Raw genomic sequence first — 19,026 nt, 5'->3', positions numbered from 1 at the left:
GTAGATATCACCTCTGCCAGAGAGCGCTCTCAGCCCGCTGGCGGTTCCTCCTACCACCCCCCACACCCGCTGTTGCATTCCGACACGTAGGAGCAGACACATGAGGGTCACCCCACAAGGGCTCTCCATTTCCCGTAAACGTTTCCGACAGTCACCGCAGGCCATCGTCCTGCTCGTACTGGTCATGATCGCCTCGGCCTATCTGTCGATCGTGGCGACCTCGTCCCGCGCCGCCACGCCGGTCCTGCTCTCCCAGGGCAAGCCCGCCACGGCCTCGTCCGTGCAGGACGCCTTCACCGCGGGCGCGGCGGTCGACGGCGACACCGGCACCCGCTGGTCAAGCGCCGCGTCCGACCCGCAATGGCTCCAGGTCGACCTCGGCTCCAGCCAGCCGATCACCCAGGTGGTGCTGAACTGGGAGACCGCCTACGGCAAGTCCTTCCAGATCCAGGTGTCGGACAACGCTTCCACATGGAACAGCGTCTACTCCACGGCCACCGGCACCGGCGGCGTCCAGACCCTGAACGTCACCGGCACCGGCCGCTACGTGCGGATGTACGGCACAGCACGCGGCACCCAGTGGGGCTACTCCCTGTGGGAGTTCCAGGTCTACGGCGGCTCCGGCGGCGGCACCCCGCCCGCCACCTGCGGTACGACCACGGCCGCGCTCGGCAAGCCCGCCACGGCGTCCTCGACCGAGAACGCCGGGACCCCCGCCTCGGCCGCCTTCGACGGCAATGCGGGCACCCGCTGGTCCAGCGCGGCGTCCGACCCGCAGTGGGTCCAGGTCGACCTCGGCTCCTCGCAGGCGCTCTGCGGGGCTCAGTTGAGCTGGGAGACGGCCTACGCGAAGGCGTACCAGATCCAGGTCTCCGACAACGGTTCCACGTGGAACACCGCCTACTCCACGGCCAACGGCACGGGCGGGGTGGAGAACCTCTCCTTCAACGCCACCGGCCGCTACGTGCGGATGTACGGCACAGCACGCGGCACCCAGTGGGGCTACTCCCTGTGGGAGTTCCAGGTCTACGGCGGCTCCGGCGGCGGCACCCCGCCCGCCACCTGCGGTACGACCACGGCCGCGCTCGGCAAGCCCGCCACGGCGTCCTCGACCGAGAACGCCGGGACCCCCGCCTCGGCCGCCTTCGACGGCAATGCGGGCACCCGCTGGTCCAGCGCGGCGTCCGACCCGCAGTGGGTCCAGGTCGACCTCGGCTCCTCGCAGGCGCTCTGCGGGGCTCAGTTGAGCTGGGAGACGGCCTACGCGAAGGCGTACCAGATCCAGGTCTCCGACAACGGTTCCACGTGGAACACCGCCTACTCCACGACCAACGGCACGGGCGGGGTGGAGAACCTCTCCTTCAACGCCACCGGCCGCTACGTGCGGATGTACGGCACGGTCCGCGCGACCCAGTACGGCTACTCGCTGTGGGAGTTCACCCTGCTGACCGCCGGTGGCGGCACCACCACCCCGCCGCCCGGCGGCGGTGACGGCAGCTGCCCGTGGGTCGGGTCCACCGCTCCGGTCTCCACCCGCGTCTCGCAGGTCATGGCGCAGATGACCACCGCGCAGAAGGTGTCGATCCTGCACGGCAACAACAACTCCTCGCCGTACATCGGCAACATCACCGGCATCCCGTCGCTGTGCATCCCGAACATCAGTCTGCAGGACGGCCCGCACGGCGTCGGCGACGGACTCGGCGGAGTGACCCAGATGCCGTCCGCCAACGCGTCCGCGGCGACCTTCGACAACGCGCTGGAGCAGCAGTACGGCGCCGCGATCGGCGCGGAGTTCGCCGGCAAGGGCGTGCAGGTGGCGCTCGGCCCGACACTGAACATCGTCCGCGACCCGCGCTGGGGCCGCTCGTTCGAGACCTTCAGCGAGGACCCGTACCTCAACGGGCAGATGGCCACGGCCGACATCAAAGGCATCCAGAGCCAGGGTGTGATGGCCGAGATGAAGCATGTGGCCGTCTACAACATCGAGAACCCGGCGGGCACGGTCATCGTCGACAAGCGGACCATGCAGGAGCTGTATCTGCCCGCCTTCCAGGCGGCGGTGCAGCAGGGCTCGCCGGCCGCGGCGATGTGCGCGTACAGCATCGTCAACAACGTCCCGGCCTGCCAGAACCCGGACCTGATGAACACCGGGCTGTACAGCCAGGCGAACTTCGGCGGTTTCATCACCAGCGACTGGGGCGGCACCCACTCGACCGTGGAGTCCGCCAACGCGGGCCTGACGGTGGAGATGCCCAACGGCTACTTCTTCGCCGACTTCCTGGCCCAGGCCGTCGCCAACGGCACGGTCAGCCAGACCACGCTCAACACCATGGTCAGCCGGCTGCTCACGCAGTTCTTCACCTTCGGCCTGTTCGACAAGGCGCCGAGCGGTTCGCGGGACGCCACCGTGACCACTCCCGCACATGTGCAGGTCGCGCTCCAGGGCGCGGAGGAGGGCACGGTCCTGCTCAAGAACAACGGCATCCTGCCGCTGTCCACCGCCACCACCCACTCGATCGCCGTGATCGGCTGGGACGGCGGAGCCGGAGTGCAGTCCATCGGCGGCGGCAGCGCCACCGTGACCAGCTCCGGCACGGTCTGGCCGATCACCGGCATCCAGAACTGGGTCGCCGGCACCGGCACCACCGTGCAGTACGACGACGCGACGAACCTGGCCTCCGCGGTCACCCTGGCCCGTTCCTCCGACGTCGCGATCGTCTACGCCAGCGACAACTACGGCAACGAGGAGCACGACACCACCACCCTCGACCTGCCCGACAACGGCGGCAGCCAGGTCAAGCAGAACGACATGATCGCCCAGGTCGCCGCGGCGAACCCGCACACGATCGTGGTGCTCAACAACAACTCGGCCATCAACATGCCGTGGCTGAACCAGGTCGCGGGCGTCTTCGAGGGCTTCTACCCGGGCCAGCAGACCGGCACGGCGATGGCGGCGCTGATCTTCGGCGACGTCAACCCGTCCGGCAAGCTGCCGGTGACCTTCCCCAAGTCGCTGGCCGACGTGCCCGCCGACACCGCGGCCCAGTGGCCCGGCACCAACGGGCAGGTGCAGTACAGCGAGGGCCTGGATGTCGGCTACCGCTGGTACGACGCCAGGAACATCGAGCCGCTCTTCCCGTTCGGCTTCGGCCTGTCCTACACCACCTTCGGCTACAGCAACCTGCAGGTCGGCGCGCTCAACGGCGGCAATGCCACGGTCCACGTCACGGTGACCAACACCGGGTCGCGGGCGGGCACGGACGTCGCCCAGCTCTACGTCGGCGACCCGGCGCCCACCGGGGAGCCGGTGCACCAGCTGCGCGGCTACCAGCGCGTCACCCTCAACCCGGGCCAGTCGCAGACGCTGACCTTCACGGTCAGCACCCACGATCTGGCCTACTGGAACACCGGCAGCAACAACTGGACCACAGCCGCGGGCACCTACCAGATCCTGGTGGGCGACTCCTCCCGCAACCTGCCGCAGACCGGCACGCTCACCGTGCCGACCACGGTCAACGGCGCCATCGCCGCCGCCCTCGCCCCGAAGTCGGCCACCGCAGACTCCGCGGCGCCCGCCACCGCCGCCGCGCTGTCCGTGCCCAACCCGCACGGCATGAGCAGCCCGGTGCACTCCGCCGTCGACTGGGCCTTCGACCCGGCCGCGGCACACCGCGCCTACACCGCGTCCGGCCTGCCGCCCGGCATCTCGCTCAGCGCGAGCGGCACCTTCACCGGCGCGGCGACCCGGACCGGCAGCTACACCGTCACGGTCACCGCGAAGGACCAGGACGGCGCCGCCGGTTCCGCGACCTTCGTGTGGACCACCACCTGACCCTTCCCCTCCCCGGGAAGGACAGCCCCGGAGCCGCGTCCCGCGGTTCCGGGGGTGCGGGTTGTCCGCTCGGGGCGGCTTGTACGGTGTGCCCATGACGGAGCCGACCGCGGAGCAGCCCGGTCCCGAGATCGCGACGCTGCTGGACTGCCTGACCGGCCAGCGCAGGCATGTGCTGGGCATCCTGGACGGACTCGGCGAGGCGGACCTGCGCCGCCCGGTCCTGCCGTCCGGCTGGAGCTGCCTGGGCCTGGTCCGCCATCTCGCGCTGGACGTCGAGCGCTTCTGGTTCGGCGCGGTCCTCGCGGGAGACCCGGCCGTCATCGCGGCCCTGGACGAGGAGCCCAACGCCTGGCTGCTGGACCCCGAAGTCCCGGCCGCCGCGATACTGGACCTCTACCGCCGTGAGACCTCACTCGCCGACGCGATCATCACCGCCACGCCCCCGGACACCGCCCCCGCCTGGTGGCCGACCGAACTCTTCGGCGAACAGAACCTGCACAGCCACCGCGAGATCCTGCTGCACGTCATCACCGAGACCGCCTGCCACACCGGCCACCTCGACGCGGTCCGCGAACTCATCGACGGCCGCCAGCGGCTGGTCCTGACCGACTGATCCGCCGGACCGCGCGCCGAGCGCGACCTCGGACGAGCGCGAGGCCTGCATTCTTCCGCATCCCCGACCTGTTCGCGCGGTTCTCCAAGCCGGGCGGTCAGGTCTGGGCCATGTCCACGAAGCGGGAGTAGTGGCCCTGGAAGGCCACGGTGATGGTGGCCGTGGGGCCGTTGCGGTGCTTGGCGACGATCAGGTCGGCCTCGCCGGCGCGCGGGGACTCCTTCTCGTAGGCGTCTTCGCGGTGCAGCAGGATCACCATGTCGGCGTCCTGCTCGATCGAGCCGGATTCGCGCAGGTCGGAGACCATCGGCTTCTTGTCGGTGCGCTGCTCTGGGCCACGGTTGAGCTGCGAGAGGGCGATGACCGGGACTTCCAGCTCCTTGGCCAGCAGCTTGAGATTCCGGGACATGTCCGAGACCTCCTGCTGGCGGCTCTCGGGGCGGCGGGAACCGCCGGACTGCATCAGCTGGAGGTAGTCGATGACGACCAGCCGCAGGTCGTTGCGCTGCTTGAGGCGGCGGCACTTGGCGCGGATCTCCATCATCGACAGGTTGGGCGAGTCGTCGATGTACAGCGGTGCCTCGGTGACGTCGGACATCCGGCGGGCGACCTTGGTCCAGTCGTCGTCGGTCATCGTGCCCGAGCGCATGTGGTGCAGAGCGACCCTGGCCTCGGCGGACAGCAGGCGCATGGCGATCTCGTTGCGGCCCATCTCGAGGGAGAAGATCACGCTGGGCATCTTGTTCGCGATGGAGCACGTCCGGGCGAAGTCCAGCGCGAGCGTCGACTTGCCCATCGCGGGGCGGGCCGCGATGACGATCATCTGGCCCGGGTGCAGGCCGTTGGTGAGGGAGTCCAGGTCGGTGAAGCCGGTGGGGACACCGGACATCTGGCCGCTGCGGGAGCCGATCGCCTCGATCTCGTCGAGGGCGCCCTCCATGATGTCGCCGAGCGGGAGGTAGTCCTCCGAGGTGCGCTGCTCGGTGACGGCGTAGATCTCGGCCTGCGCGTTGTTGACGATCTCGTCCACGTCGCCGTCGGCCGCGTATCCCATCTGGGTGATACGGGTGCCTGCCTCGACCAGCCGGCGCAGCACCGCCCGCTCGTGGACGATCTCGGCGTAATACTCGGCGTTGGCCGCGGTGGGGACGGCGTTGACCAGGGTGTGCAGGTAGGGGGCGCCGCCGACGCGGGCGATCTCGCCGCGCTTGGTCAGCTCGGCGGCGGTGGTGATGGGGTCTGCGGGCTCACCGCGGGCGTAGAGGTCGAGGATCGCCGTGTAGATGGTCTCGTGGGCGGGCCGGTAGAAGTCGGCGCCCTTGATCACCTCGACGACGTCGGCGATGGCGTCCTTGGAGAGCAGCATGCCGCCGAGCACGGACTGCTCGGCGTCGAGGTCCTGCGGGGGGACACGCTCGAAGCCGCCGCCGCCCTCGGAGTAGCGGTTGTCGTCGGAGGCGGTCTTCTTGCGGAAGGGGCTGACTCCGGGCGGCGGTCCGGGGCGGTCGTCCGGCGGGTCGGGCCAGTGGTCGTCGGCGGGTTCGGGCTGGGTCACCCCCGCCACCTCCTCCCGTCCGACCGGTCCGGCCGGACCCCGCGTGCGTGCCACTCTTTCACGGCACCGCTCCGATCCTCGATCCGCCCGGCTGCGCTCACGCATGCCGGACGGAGGCTCCACGGTAGGGCCAGCGGCGGCCTGGACCAAGGCGGTTATCCACAGGGGGTGTGGATGACGGCGGCATACCTGTGGAGAACTGCCTCCAACCTGTGTACAGGCCTTGGGACAGTGCTGTGGACAACCTGCAAGGTCATCCCGTGGACACCTCCTGACCTGCACTTTCTTCATCCATAGCCTGTGCAGGAGAAAAACTTTTCCCGGTCGACCAAGATCGCCACAAACAACGCGGAGGAGATCACTCTACGCAGTCATACGTAATAGTCATTGGCGCACTTCACCTCTTACTTGTGGACGATTAAGCTGTGCTTGTGAATCCCGTCGCCGAGCCGCCACACAAGCAGGAGCCCGGGGCCCGCAGCCCGGGGCCCGACCGCGACCGCCGTCCCGCCGGGCGGCGCCGTCACGACCGGGAGATCGTCGCCCTGGCGCTGCCCGCCTTCGGCGCGCTCGTCGCCGAACCGCTCTTCGTGATGGTGGACAGCGCGGTCGTCGGCCACCTCGGCACCGCGCAGCTCGCCGGGCTCGGCGTGGCCGCCGCGCTGCTCACCACCGCCGTCAACATCTTCGTCTTCCTCGCCTACGCCACCACCGCCGCGGTCGCCCGCCGGGTCGGCGCCGGCGACCTCCCCGCCGCGCTGCGGCAGGGCGTGGACGGCATCTGGCTGGCCCTGCTGCTCGGCGCCCTGGTGATCGCCGCCGTGCTGCCGGCCGCGCCGGCACTGGTCGACCTCTTCGGCGCCTCGGGGACGGCGGCGCCCTATGCCACCAGCTACCTGCGGATCAGCTCGCTCGGCATCCCCGCGATGCTGATGGTGCTGGCCGCCGCCGGTGTGCTGCGCGGCCTGCAGGACACCCGCACCCCGCTGGTGGTCGCCGTCGGCGGCTTCACCGCCAACGCCGGGCTGAACGCCACCCTCGTCTACGGCGCAGGCCTCGGCATCGCGGGCTCCGCCTGGGGCACCGTCATCGCGCAGAACGGCATGGCGGCGGTCTACCTGTGGGTCGTGGTCCGCGGCATCCGCCGCCAGACGGGCGGCAGCGGCTCCGGCGGCCACAGCGGGGGCACCGGCGGCTGGTGGGCGGCGCTGCGCCCGGACCCCGCCGGGATCCGCGCGTGCGCCCGCGCCGGGCTGCCACTGCTGGTCCGTACGGTCAGCCTGCGGGCCGTGCTGCTGATCGCCACCGCGGTGGCCGCCCGGCTCGGGGACACCGAGATCGCCGCGCACCAGATCACCCTCACCGTCTGGTCGCTGCTGGCCTTCGCGCTGGACGCCATCGCCATCGCCGGCCAGGCCATCATCGGCCGCTACCTGGGCGCCGAGGACGCGGACGGCGCCCGTGCCGCCTGCCGGCGGATGATCGAGTGGGGTGTGGCCTGCGGTGTCGTCCTGGGGCTGCTGGTGGCGCTGGCCCGGCCGCTGATCGGGCCGCTGTTCAGCTCCGACCCGGCCGTGCGGGACGCGCTGATGTCCGCGCTGCTGGTGGTCGCGGTCTCGCAGCCGGTCTCAGGGGTGGTCTTCGTCCTCGACGGGGTGCTGATGGGCGCCGGGGACGGCCCGTATCTCGCCTGGTCGATGCTGGTCACGCTGGCGGTCTTCGCTCCGGTCGCCTTCGCCGTGCCGGCCCTGGGGGCGGGCCTGACCGCCCTGTGGTGGGCCATGACGCTCATGATGCTCACCCGGCTCGCCGCCCTGTGGCTGCGCGCCCGCTCCGGCCGCTGGATCGTCACCGGCGCGGCCCGCTGAGCCGTACACGGCGGCACACGGGGGCACGCGACAGGGCCGGGCACCCCCGAAGGGGGCACCCGGCCCTGGTGTTCCACGTGGAACATGCCGAGCAAAAGGGGCGCTACGCCGCCACGACCTCCAGGTCGAGGACAGCCTCGACCTCGGCGTGCAGACGCACCGACACCTTGTGCGCACCGAGCGTCTTGATCGGCGAACCGACCTCGACCCGGCGCTTGTCCACGACGGGACCACCGGCGGCCTTGATCGCCGCGGCGATGTCGGCCGGGGTGATGGAGCCGAAGAGCCGGCCCGTGTCACCGGCGCGGGTGCTCAGCTTGACCTTGACGGCCTGGAGCTGGGCCTTCACCACGTTCGCGTCATCCAGCGAGTGGATCTCGCGGATGCGACGGGCACGGCGAATCTGCTCGACGTCCTTCTCGCCACCCTTGGTCCACGCGATGGCGAAGCCACGCGGGATCAGGTAGTTGCGGGCGTAGCCCGGCTTGACGTCCACGATGTCGCCGGCGGCACCCAGGCCGCTGACCTCGTTGGTAAGGATGATCTTCGACATTATCTGGTCACCCTTCCCTTATCGAGCGGTCGACGTGTACGGCAGCAACGCCATCTCACGGCTGTTCTTGACGGCCGTGGCGACGTCACGCTGGTGCTGCGTGCAGTTGCCGGTGACGCGGCGGGCACGGATCTTGCCGCGGTCGGAAATGAACTTCCGCAGCATGTTCGTGTCCTTGTAGTCCACGTAAACGGTCTTGTCCTTGCAGAACGCGCAGACCTTCTTCTTCGGCTTGCGCGGAGGCGGCTTCGCCATGGTGTTTCTCCTATGCGATCAAGAAGTGTGTGAGGTCCGCCCTAGAAGGGCGGCTCGTCCGAGTAGCCGCCGCCGGACGAGCCGGAGCCGCCGCCCCAGCCGCCGCCACCCTGCCCGCCGCCCGCGCCCGGCTGGCCGCCGCCGGCCGGTGCGCTGGTGGCCCAGGGGTCGTCGGCGGGAGCACCGCCGCCGCCCTGCTGGCCGCCGGAGCCGCCGCCCCAGCCGCCGCCACCCTGGCCGCCGCCCTGGCCGCCGAAACCGCCCGGCTGGCCGCCCCGACCGCCACCGCCGCTGGTCTTGGTGACCTTGGCCGTGGCGCTCCTGAGGCTGGCGCCGACTTCTTCGACGTCCAGTTCGTAGACCGTCCGCTTGACGCCCTCGCGGTCCTCGTAGGACCGCTGCTTGAGCCGGCCCTGCACGATGACGCGCATGCCGCGCTGAAGCGACTCGGCGACGTTCTCCGCCGCCTGCCGCCAGACCGAGCAGGTCAGGAACAGGCTCTCGCCGTCCTTCCACTCATTGGTCTGCCGGTCGAAGGTGCGGGGAGTGGACGCGACGCGGAACTTCGCGACCGCCGCACCGGACGGGGTGAAGCGCAGCTCGGGGTCGTCGACAAGATTGCCGACAACCGTGATGACGGTCTCGCCTGCCATGGGATGACCTCTCGACTGGCTTTGGGCAGTGCTGACTGACTGCTACTCGAAGTCCGGTACTAGTGCAGTTCCGGACGGAGGACCTTGGTCCGCAGCACCGACTCGTTCAGGTTGAGCTGACGGTCCAGCTCCTTGACGACATCAGGCGAGGCCTTGAGGTCGACGACCGAGTAGATGCCCTCGGGCTTCTTGTTGATCTCATAGGCGAGACGACGACGGCCCCAGGTGTCGACCTTCTCCACGCTGCCGCCGCCATTGCGGACGACGGACAGGAAGGACTCGATCAGCGGGGAGACAGCGCGCTCCTCAAGATCGGGGTCGAGAATGAGCATCAGCTCGTAGTGACGCATAGTGGAACCCACCTCCTTTGGACTCAGCGGCCACGGCATTTCCGTGGCAGGAGGGTTTGTATCTGCGTCGCAACGGTAACGCGGGCCACTGACAGTCGAGGGAAAACCCGCGATCGCCCGGTCTGGCCCAGCGCAGACACCGGTGCAGACCGTACAGACTACCCGCCTCGGTCCCCCGGGTTGAAATCCGCCCCCTTATGCCCGCAATCTGTACACATCGGGTGTGCGGGCGCTACAGCCCGCCACTTCTCCGTCACGGAGGTGCCCCATGGCACAGCACGCGGAACGGACCCACCACTTCACGTTCAACACCGACGGCCGGCCGCATCCGCTGGTCAACGCCCTCGCGATGATCACCTTCGTCCTCGGCGGCATCGCGGTCATCTCGTCGATCTTCAACAGCCTGCACCTGCTCAGCTCCTGGACCGGCCTGGTCGGCATCTTCACCGGCGGCTACGGCCAGTTCATCTCGGCTACCACGACCGAGCGCTTCGTCCTGATCCTCGGCCTCGGCATGTCCGCGGTGGGCTTCTACATCGGGGTGGCCCACGGCGGCCTGACCGGCGGGCTCTGGTAGCCGCGCGGCACTCGGGCGGTGCCCTGTGGAAAGCCGCGCCGTTGTCCACAGGGCTGGTGGGAGGGCTCCCCCTGCACAGTAGGCTTCGGGCCAGATAAGCCCGCAGTCGTGAGCATGGGGAGCGCCCCGCATGAGCCTGACCCTGAGGACCATCAGCCGAGAGCAGCACCTGGCCTACATCCAGAGCCTGCCCGCGGCGAGCCACTGCCAGGTCCCCGCATGGGCCGACGTGAAGTCCGAGTGGCGGTCGGAGAGCCTCGGCTGGTTCGACGAGCAGCCCGGCCAGCTGTCCAAGGGCGGCCAGCTGGTCGGTGTGGCCCTGGTCCTCTACCGGCAGCTGCCCAAGGTCAAGCGGTATCTGGCGTATCTCCCCGAGGGCCCGGTCATCAACTGGTACGCGCCCAACCTGGACGAGTGGCTGCAGCCGATGCTGCGGCACCTCAAGCAGCAGGGCGCCTTCACCGTGAAGATGGGCCCGCCGGTGATAATCCGCCGGTGGGACGCCAACACGATCAAGGCGGGCATCGCCGACCCCGACATCAAGCGGCTGCGGGACGTCGAGGCCGACTTCATCGAGCCGCGCGCCTTCGAGGTGGCCGAGCGGCTGCGCCGGATGGGCTGGCAGCAGGGCGAGGACGGCGGCGCCGGCTTCGGTGACGTGCAGCCGCGCTACGTCTACCAGGTGCCGCTGGAGAACCGCTCCCTCGACGACATCCTGAAGAATTTCAACCAGCTGTGGCGCCGCAACATCAAGAAGGCCGAGAAGGCCGGCGTCCAGGTCATCCAGGGCGGCTACGACGACCTCCCGGCCTGGCAGCAGCTGTACGAGATCACCGCGGTGCGCGACCAGTTCCGGCCCCGCCCGCTGTCGTACTTCCAGCGCATGTGGACGAAGCTCAACGCCGAGGACGCCAACCGCATGCGGCTCTACCTGGCCGTACACGAGGGCGAGCCGGTCGCCGCGGCCACCATGCTGACCGTCGGCCGGCACGTCTGGTATTCGTACGGTGCCTCCGCCAACCACAAGCGCGAGGTCCGGCCGTCCAACGCGATGCAGTGGCGGATGCTGCGGGACGCGTACGCCATGGGCGCCAGCGTCTACGATCTGCGCGGCATCAGCGACTCGCTCGACGAGACCGACCACCTGTTCGGCCTTATCCAGTTCAAGGTGGGCACGGGCGGGCAGGCTGCCGAATACTTGGGCGAGTGGGATTTCCCGCTCAACAAGCTGCTCCACAAGGCACTCGACATCTACATGTCGCGCCGCTGACCGGCCGACGCACAAGGAAGGTCCTCCAGGCCATGGCGCTCACCCTGTATGTCGACACCGCACGCTGGCGTGCCCACCAGCAGCAGGTCGCTGACCAGTTCCCCGGCCTCGTCCCGGTCTGCAAGGGGAACGGCTACGGCTTCGGCCACGAGCGGCTGGCCGACGAGGCGACCCGGCTGCGCGCCGACATGCTCGCCGTGGGCACGACCTATGAAGCGGCCCGGATAAAGGACTACTTCGGCGGCGACATCCTCGTGCTGACCCCCTACCGGCTCGGTGAGGAGCCGGTGCCGCTGCCGGACCGGGCGATCCGCTCGGTGTCCTCGGTGGAGGGGGTGCGCGGGCTGGTGGGCGCCCGGGTGGTCATCGAGGTGATGAGCTCGATGCGGCGGCACGGCGTGGCCGAGGAGGACCTGGGCAAGCTGCACACCGCGATCGACGACGTGCGCCTCGAGGGCTTCGCGATCCACCTGCCGCTGGACCGCACCGACGGCAGCGACGCGGTGGAGGAGGTCTTCGGCTGGATGGAGCGGCTGCGGGCCGCCCGGCTGCCGCTGCACACGATGTTCGTCAGCCACCTCAAGGCGACCGAGCAGGCCGCGCTCCAGCAGCAGTTCCCGCAGACCAGATTCCGCGCCAGGATCGGCACCCGGATGTGGCTCGGCGACCACGACGCGACCGAATACCGCGGCGCGGTCCTGGACGTGACCCGGATCGCCAAGGGCGAGCGGTACGGCTACCGGCAGGAGAAGGCCGCGGACAACGGCCACCTGGTGGTCGTGGCCGGCGGCACCTCGCACGGAGTGGGCCTGGAGGCGCCCAAGGCGCTGCACGGCCTGATGCCGCGCGCCAAGGGCGTGGCCAGGGCGGGCCTGGCCACCGTCAACCGCAACCTGTCGCCGTTCGTGTGGGCGGGCAAGCAGCGGTGGTTCGCCGAGCCGCCGCACATGCAGGTCTCGATCCTCTTCCTGCCGGGCGACGTGGCACCGCCCGCGGTCGGTGACGAGCTGGTGGCGCACCTGCGGCACACCACGACCCAGTTCGACCGGACAGTGGACCGTCAGGCCTCGTAGGCCGCGTCCTCCGGCGGGTAGGGCTTCGCCGCGTCCTCCTCCGGGAGGAGGCCGAGGACGAAGGTGTCCCCGGCTCCGTCGAGCACCCCGCCCGCGGGGTCGTCCTCGCCGTTCTGCCGCAGGACGTCGTGCTGCGGCAGCACCATGTCCCTGACCACCATCCCGCACAGGTAGAGCACACCGGCCAGGTGCAGGCCGATGGCCAGGTGGTAGCCGTCGGCGGGCAGGCCGTGGTGCTTGGTGCCACCGGTCACCCAGGCCAGCTGCATCCAGATCGCGACGTAGTACATCACCTCGGCGCCCTGCCAGATCAGCAGGTCGCGCCAGCGCGGCCGGGCGAGCACGGCCAGCGGCAGCAGCCACAGGACGTACTGCGGCGAGTAGACCTTGTTGCTGACGATGAGCGCGGCCACCACCAGGAAGGCGACCTGGCCGAGCCGCGGCCGGCGGGGCGCGTAGAAGGTCAGGGCGGCGATGCCCGCGCACAGCAGGATCAGCAGGGCGGCGACGTACGCGCTGACGCCGCTGAGCGGATTGCCGGTGCGCTGCATGACGATCAGCCACACCGAGCCGTAGTCGACCCCTCTGGTGCGGCTGTAGTGGTAGAACTCCGACCAGCCGGACCTGGCCAGCAGGATCACCGGCAGGTTGACCACCAGCCAGGCGCCCACCGCGCCGGCCACCGCCGCGCCGAAGGCCCGCATCCGGCCGGCCCGCAGGCAGAGCAGGCCCAGCGCGAGCAGCAGCAGGACGGGGTAGAGCTTGGCCGCGGCGGCCAGGCCGATCAGCACACCGGCGGCCAGCGGCCGGCTGCGGGACCACAGCAGCAGGCCCGCGGAGGCCAGCGCCACGGCGAAGAGGTCCCAGTTGATCGTCGCGGACAGCGCGAGCGCGGGGGACAGCGCGATGAAGAGCCCGTCCCAGGGACGCCGCCGGTTGGTGCGGGAGACCAACACCACCAGGACGACCGCGCAGATCAGCAGCATGCCGGAGTTCACGATCCAGAAGACCTGGGACCGGTGGTCCATGCTGCCGCTGTGCGGCGTCAGCCAGGAGGCGACCTCCATGAAGAGCCCGGTGAGGACCGGGTACTCCAGATGGTGGAAGCCGCTGCCGGAGAGCGACCCGGGGATGCTGTCGAAGTACGGCACCACGTCGGTGGCGAATCCGCGGTCGTGGTAAAGGTGCGGGATGTCGGAGTAGCAGGCATGGATGTACTGCGGGTCGCCGCCCTGGAACCAGGCGCCGTTGTAGCAGGGCACCTTCTGCACCATGCCGAGCGCGAACATCCCGATGACGATCAGCACCATCACCCGCAGGGCGCTCCACCAGCGGTGGCCGCCGGCCTCGGCGTGTTTGCCGGCCGGACCGCCGATGAGTTCGCTCGCCGTGGCGGCCAGTGAGTCCTCGTCGGTGGGGCGCACCGGAAGCTCCTGCCGGCCGTCCTCTTCGCGATCACGCACGCTCGTCATACCGACATCCTGCCGTACCGGCCTGTGGGTACAGCAGACCCCGTGGCGGTCGCGCTGAAAGCTGCCGTCCGCCACGGGGTCCTGTGCGGCTCAGCCGCCGTTGGGTCCTCCGTTGGGTCCCCCGTTGGTTCCGCCGTTGCTACGGCCCGGTGGGCTGCTCGTCGACGGGGTCGTCGGTGTCGCCGGCGGGGTCGTGTCGTGGCAGTTGGGATTGAACAGCCCGCACTGCGGCGGCGTGGGCGAGTTGCTGGCGCTCGGCGGCGGCGTCCACGTCGGGGTGTTCGTGGGCGGGGTGAAGGTGGGCGGAGCGCTGGTGGGCGGCGTCGCGGGCGTGCTCGGCGTCGGCGGCGTGTTGGACGGGGTCGGTGTCGGGGCGCCCGCCTCGTCGATCGTCTTGCCGTCACCGATCTTGCCCGGGGTCGGGAAGCCGGGGTCCTCCGCGTTGCCGAGGGCCGCCTTCATGTAGTCGGTCCACATGGTCGCCGGGATGTCACCACCGTGGGTGGTGGAGCCGGGACCGCCGGTGCCGGCCATCGGCAGCAGCCTCTTGGCCTTGGTGTCCTGCCGGAACATCACCACGGACGTGGACAGCTGCTGGGTGTAGCCCACGAACCACGCGGACCGGGTGCCGCCGGGGGTGTCGGTGGTGCCGGTCTTGCCGGCCGCGGTGCGGCCCAGCTCCAGCGCCTTCGTACCGGTGCCCTTCTTCACCACGTTCTGCAGCACCTTGGTCACGGTGTTCGCGACGTCGGGCTTCAGCGCCTGGCTCCTCTTGTGCTGCGGCTTCTGGAAGGCCGAGCTGTCGTCGCCGTCGTGGACGACCCTGGTCACCGAGTAGGGCTCCACCGCGATGCCGGAGTCGGCGAAGGTGCCGTACGCGTTCGCCATCCGGATCGCGCTGGGTGTCGCGGTGCCGATGGAGTACGACGCGACCAGGTCTCCCATGTAGTCCTTGAGCAGCCCGGCCTTGATGGCCGTGTCCTCGACCGTCTGCAGGCCGACGTCCTCGCCGAGCTGCACGAACGGCGTGTTGATGGACTGCTCCATCGCCTTGTTCAAGCTGATGTAGCCCCATTTGGTGCCGGACTCGTTCTTCTGCTTGAAGACGCTGTTGTCCTTGTTGAGGACCATCTTGCCGTTGTGGTCCCTGATCGGGATCAGGTCGTTGGCGTTGTACTTGCTGTCCGGCGTCAGCGGCTTGCCGTCGCTGTAGTTGGTGCCGTGGGTCATCGCGGCGGCGAGCACGAACGGTTTGAACGTCGAACCGACCGGGACACCCTTGGTGTCGGCGTTGTTGGTGAACTCGCCGTGCTCGTATCCCGCGCCGCCGTAGATCGCGACCATCTTCCCGTCGCCCGGTACGACCGACGCGGCGCCGAACTGGACGTTGGTGTCGGCGTCGCCGCCGAACTCCTTCTGCTGGTCGCCGGTGTACTCGTGGCCGGCGCCCGGCTTGATCTTCTGCGCCCTGACCTTCTCGACGGCGGTCTTCAGCTCGTTGACCTTGTCCTTCTCGAAGGTCGTGTAGATCTGATATCCGCCGCGGTCGAGTTCGGCCTTGGTGATCTTCGGTTTGGAATGCTGGATGACGTAGTTGTTCGCGGTGTCGACGAGGTAGCCGATCTGGCCGTTCATCCCGGCCTGCACCTTGAGGCCCTGCGGCATCGGGAACTTCGTGAACTGGGCCCGGTCGGCCGCGGACATGTGGCCGAACCTGACCTCGTTGTCGAGGATCGAGCCCCAGCGCTGGGTGACGCGCGCCAGGTTCGCCTCGGGGGTCGCGGACGAGTCGATGTCCGTGTTGCCGTTCGGGTCGTAGTACGTCGGCCCCTTGAGCAGTGCGGCGAGCATGGCGCACTGGCTGGGGTTCAGCTTCTCCGCGTCGACGCCGTAGTACGTCTGCGCGGCCGCCTGGATGCCGTAGGCGTTGCGGCCGAAGTAGGAGGTGTTCAGGTAGCCGGTGATGATCTCGTTCTTGCTGACCTTGGCGCCGACCTTTATGGAGATGAACAGCTCTTTGAACTTGCGGCTGACCGTCTGCGACTGGTCGAGCATCGTGTTCTTGACGTACTGCTGGGTGATCGTCGAGCCGCCCTGCGTCTCGCCGCCCTTGGCCATGTTGAGCAGCGCGCGGGCGATACCCATCGGGTCGACGCCGGAGTCGGTCTCGAAGGTCTTGTTCTCCGCGGAGATCACCGCGAAGCGCATCGCCTTGGGGATCTTCTCGTACGGGATGTTCTGCCGGTTGATGCTGCCGCCGCCGGTCACCATGCGGGTGCCGTCGGCCCAGTAGTAGACGTTGTTCTGGGCCTTGGACGCCTGGTTCTCGTTCGGGACGTCGACCATCGCGTAGGCGATGCCGACGATGCCGACGAGAACGCCGAAGAAGCCGACGCAGACCGCGGTGACCTGGCGCCACGAGGGCACCCAGTGGCGCCAGCCCTCCTTGCCGAAGCGCGGGTAGTCGATGAAGCGCTTCTTGGTGGGGCGCCGTCCCGGGCCGCGGCCGCTGCGGCCCGCGGGGCCGCCGGTGCCGGGCCCACCGGGTCCGCCGGCGCCACCGCCGCCGCCTCTGCGCCGACCGCCGCCCGACCGGCCCTGGGCGGCGCGGCGTGCCGCGGCTCTGCCCTGGTACGGCTCACCGCCGCCGGACCCGGTGGGCGCCGCAGGGGGACCGCTGTGGGCGGCGCTGGGCGAACCGGCCGGTGTATCGCGTCCGCTACGTGCGCCGGCTGGGGGATCGCCGGCGGCACGGCGGCCGCCGGGCGGCGGGGGCGTCGGCTGCTGTCCCCCGCGCCGGGCGGCAGCACGGCCGCCGGCAGGCGACTGCGGCGGCGGCTTGCGACGGTGCTCGCTCATGAACAGCTACTCCTCGACAGGCGGGATCGCCTGAAGGCATCGGTGACAATCCGGTTGGTCCCCCTGCATGCGGCTGTGTCAGGCCGCACCGCACCCAGGATCAAGACGCGCGCCGACGGCGCGGGGTTCCCGGTGCTCTGCATGGCGAACAGAGTACGCACGGCCAAAAGACACATGATGCGAACGTTCATCACATAACGGGCAGTTGGCAGCTCACAGGTTTGAGGATGTGACGCCGGTCACCACCTGCTGCCTTGCACGATGTCTCGCACCGTTCTATCGTCACGATGTATCGACTCGATACATCGGATCGGAAGAAGCGTGAACGAGGGGACGAGGGATTGAGCAAGCGCTCCGGAATCCTCGAATTCGCGGTTCTCGGTCTGCTGCGCGAGTCACCGATGCATGGGTACGAGCTGCGCAAGCGGCTCAACACCTCGCTCGGGGTGTTCCGCGCCTTCAGCTACGGGAGCCTGTATCCCTGCCTGAAGACGCTGGTCACCCTGGGGTGGTTGATCGAGGAACCGGCGGTGGACAGCGGTCCGCCCGCCGCGCCCCTCGCCGGCCGCCGGGCGAAGATCGTCTACCGGCTGACCGCCGCGGGCAAGGAGCACTTCGAGGAGCTGCTGGCGCACTCGGGCCCCGACGCCTGGGAGGACGAGCACTTCGCCGCTCGTTTCGCCTTCTTCGGCCAGACGTCCAAGGACGTCAGGATGCGGGTGCTCGAAGGGCGGCGCAGCCGCCTGGAGGAGCGCCTGGAGAAGATGCGCGCCTCACTGGTCCGCACCCGCGAACGGCTCGACGACTACACGCTGGAGCTGCAACGCCATGGCATGGAGTCGGTGGAGCGCGAGGTCCGCTGGCTCAACGAGCTGATCGAGACCGAGCGGGCCGGACGCGTCGAGCGGCCGGTCGACGAGCGGGACGACAACGACAACACCAACCAAGAGAACGGCGGCCGACCCGAAGCCCGGGGAACCGCGTGACGATTACACAGGGAGCAACGGGTATGGGTTCGGTTCGCGTAGCCATCGTGGGTGTGGGCAACTGCGCCACGTCGCTGGTTCAGGGTGTCGAGTACTACAAGGACGCGGACCCGGACTCCCGGGTGCCCGGCCTGATGCACGTCCAGTTCGGCGACTACCACGTGCGTGACGTCGAGTTCGTGGCCGCCTTCGACGTCGACGCGAAGAAGGTCGGCCTCGACGTCGCGGACGCCATCGGCGCCAGCGAGAACAACACCATCAAGATCTGCGACGTGCCGCAGACCGGCGTGACCGTCCAGCGCGGCCACACCCTCGACGGCCTCGGCAAGTACTACCGCGAGACCATCGAGGAGTCCGACGAGGCCCCGGTCGACATCGTCCAGATCCTCAAGGACCGTCAGGTCGACGTGCTGGTCTGCTACCTGCCCGTCGGCTCCGAGGCCGCGGCGAAGTTCTACGCCCAGTGCGCCATCGACGCCAAGGTCGCCTTCGTCAACGCCCTCCCGGTCTTCATCGCCGGCACCAAGGAGTGGGCCGACAAGTTCACCGAGGCCGGTGTGCCGATCGTCGGTGACGACATCAAGTCCCAGGTGGGCGCCACCATCACGCACCGCGTGATGGCCAAGCTCTTCGAGGACCGCGGTGTCGTCCTGGAGCGCACCATGCAGCTGAACGTCGGCGGCAACATGGACTTCAAGAACATGCTCGAGCGCGAGCGCCTGGAGTCCAAGAAGATCTCCAAGACGCAGGCCGTCACCTCGCAGATCCCGGACCGCGACCTGGGCGCCAAGAACGTCCACATCGGCCCGTCCGACTACGTCCAGTGGCTCGACGACCGCAAGTGGGCGTACGTCCGCCTCGAGGGCCGCGCCTTCGGCGACGTCCCGCTGAACCTGGAGTACAAGCTGGAGGTCTGGGACTCCCCGAACTCCGCCGGCGTCATCATCGACGCGGTGCGTGCCGCGAAGATCGCCAAGGACCGCGGCATCGGTGGCCCGATCCTGTCGGCCTCCTCGTACTTCATGAAGTCCCCGCCGGTGCAGTTCTTCGACGACGAGGCCCGCGAGAACGTGGAGAAGTTCATCCGCGGCGAGGTCGAGCGCTGAA

General features: G+C 69.4%; 15 protein-coding genes. 8 read left to right on the top strand and 7 right to left on the bottom strand.

Going from position 1 to position 19,026, the window contains the following annotated elements; all coding sequences use genetic code 11:
* Window positions 1–100: 100 nt before the first annotated feature.
* Together OG900_20325 and OG900_20320 are read left to right on the top strand one after the other, a co-directional pair.
* The gene (locus OG900_20325; GenBank protein ID WUH92224.1) at window positions 101–3,832 is read left to right on the top strand and encodes a discoidin domain-containing protein; all 3,732 of its coding nucleotides are present in this window, start codon (window positions 101–103) and stop codon (window positions 3,830–3,832) included.
* A gap of 94 nt (window positions 3,833–3,926) precedes the next feature.
* Window positions 3,927–4,448, top strand: coding sequence for a DinB family protein (locus OG900_20320; protein WUH92223.1), 522 nt, complete (start codon window positions 3,927–3,929; stop codon window positions 4,446–4,448).
* 97 nt (window positions 4,449–4,545) lie between these two features.
* Here the strand turns inward: OG900_20320 and dnaB are convergent, their stop codons facing one another.
* Window positions 4,546–6,003 (bottom strand): replicative DNA helicase, encoded by a 1,458-nt coding sequence (gene dnaB, locus OG900_20315; protein ID WUH92222.1) that lies wholly within the window; start codon window positions 6,001–6,003, stop codon window positions 4,546–4,548.
* A gap of 536 nt (window positions 6,004–6,539) precedes the next feature.
* Between dnaB and OG900_20310 the strand changes: the two genes are divergently transcribed.
* Window positions 6,540–7,871: an MATE family efflux transporter gene (locus OG900_20310; protein WUH95851.1), complete on the top strand. Its 1,332-nt coding sequence runs from the start codon at window positions 6,540–6,542 to the stop codon at window positions 7,869–7,871.
* A gap of 103 nt (window positions 7,872–7,974) precedes the next feature.
* On the opposite strand, the gene rplI is transcribed toward OG900_20310, so the two are convergent.
* The 4 genes from rplI to rpsF are packed head-to-tail and all read right to left on the bottom strand — an operon-like array spanning window position 7,975 to window position 9,682.
* Complete coding sequence (rplI, locus tag OG900_20305; GenBank protein ID WUH92221.1) at window positions 7,975–8,424, bottom strand: 50S ribosomal protein L9; 450 nt, start codon at window positions 8,422–8,424, stop codon at window positions 7,975–7,977.
* 18 nt (window positions 8,425–8,442) lie between these two features.
* Window positions 8,443–8,679 carry a 30S ribosomal protein S18 gene (gene rpsR, locus OG900_20300; protein WUH92220.1) on the bottom strand — a complete coding sequence of 79 codons (237 nt, stop codon included), beginning with the start codon at window positions 8,677–8,679 and terminating at the stop codon, window positions 8,443–8,445.
* 41 nt (window positions 8,680–8,720) lie between these two features.
* Window positions 8,721–9,332 (bottom strand): single-stranded DNA-binding protein, encoded by a 612-nt coding sequence (locus tag OG900_20295; protein WUH92219.1) that lies wholly within the window; start codon window positions 9,330–9,332, stop codon window positions 8,721–8,723.
* Between the two features lie 59 nt (window positions 9,333–9,391).
* On the bottom strand, window positions 9,392–9,682 hold the full coding sequence (gene rpsF, locus OG900_20290; protein WUH92218.1) for a 30S ribosomal protein S6: 291 nt from the start codon (window positions 9,680–9,682) through the stop codon (window positions 9,392–9,394).
* Between the two features lie 268 nt (window positions 9,683–9,950).
* Here rpsF and OG900_20285 point away from each other — a divergent pair, with 268 nt between their 5' ends.
* The 3 genes from OG900_20285 (at window position 9,951) to OG900_20275 (ending at window position 12,602) form a co-directional block, all read left to right on the top strand.
* Window positions 9,951–10,259 (top strand): hypothetical protein, encoded by a 309-nt coding sequence (locus OG900_20285; GenBank protein WUH92217.1) that lies wholly within the window; start codon window positions 9,951–9,953, stop codon window positions 10,257–10,259.
* 130 nt (window positions 10,260–10,389) lie between these two features.
* Window positions 10,390–11,529: a peptidoglycan bridge formation glycyltransferase FemA/FemB family protein gene (locus OG900_20280; protein WUH92216.1), complete on the top strand. Its 1,140-nt coding sequence runs from the start codon at window positions 10,390–10,392 to the stop codon at window positions 11,527–11,529.
* 32 nt (window positions 11,530–11,561) lie between these two features.
* Window positions 11,562–12,602: an alanine racemase gene (locus OG900_20275; protein WUH92215.1), complete on the top strand. Its 1,041-nt coding sequence runs from the start codon at window positions 11,562–11,564 to the stop codon at window positions 12,600–12,602.
* Here OG900_20275 and OG900_20270 read toward each other — a convergent pair.
* Complete coding sequence (locus OG900_20270; GenBank protein ID WUH92214.1) at window positions 12,590–14,074, bottom strand: glycosyltransferase 87 family protein; 1,485 nt, start codon at window positions 14,072–14,074, stop codon at window positions 12,590–12,592. The genes OG900_20275 and OG900_20270 overlap by 13 nt on opposite strands.
* Window positions 14,075–14,164: 90 nt before the next feature.
* Window positions 14,165–16,933 carry a penicillin-binding protein gene (locus OG900_20265; protein ID WUH92213.1) on the bottom strand — a complete coding sequence of 923 codons (2,769 nt, stop codon included), beginning with the start codon at window positions 16,931–16,933 and terminating at the stop codon, window positions 14,165–14,167.
* A gap of 341 nt (window positions 16,934–17,274) precedes the next feature.
* Here OG900_20265 and OG900_20260 point away from each other — a divergent pair, with 341 nt between their 5' ends.
* On the top strand, window positions 17,275–17,919 hold the full coding sequence (locus OG900_20260) for a PadR family transcriptional regulator (protein ID WUH92212.1): 645 nt from the start codon (window positions 17,275–17,277) through the stop codon (window positions 17,917–17,919).
* Between the two features lie 23 nt (window positions 17,920–17,942).
* Window positions 17,943–19,025 (top strand): inositol-3-phosphate synthase, encoded by a 1,083-nt coding sequence (locus tag OG900_20255; protein WUH92211.1) that lies wholly within the window; start codon window positions 17,943–17,945, stop codon window positions 19,023–19,025.
* The last annotated feature ends 1 nt before the right edge of the window (window position 19,026 follow it).

Origin of the sequence: Streptomyces sp. NBC_00433 (genome assembly GCA_036015235.1) — a bacterium.
Lineage (GTDB): Bacteria > Actinomycetota > Actinomycetes > Streptomycetales > Streptomycetaceae > Actinacidiphila.
The sequence above is the reverse complement of the archived record's forward strand: the minus strand, read 5'-3'. Positions and strand labels throughout refer to the sequence as shown.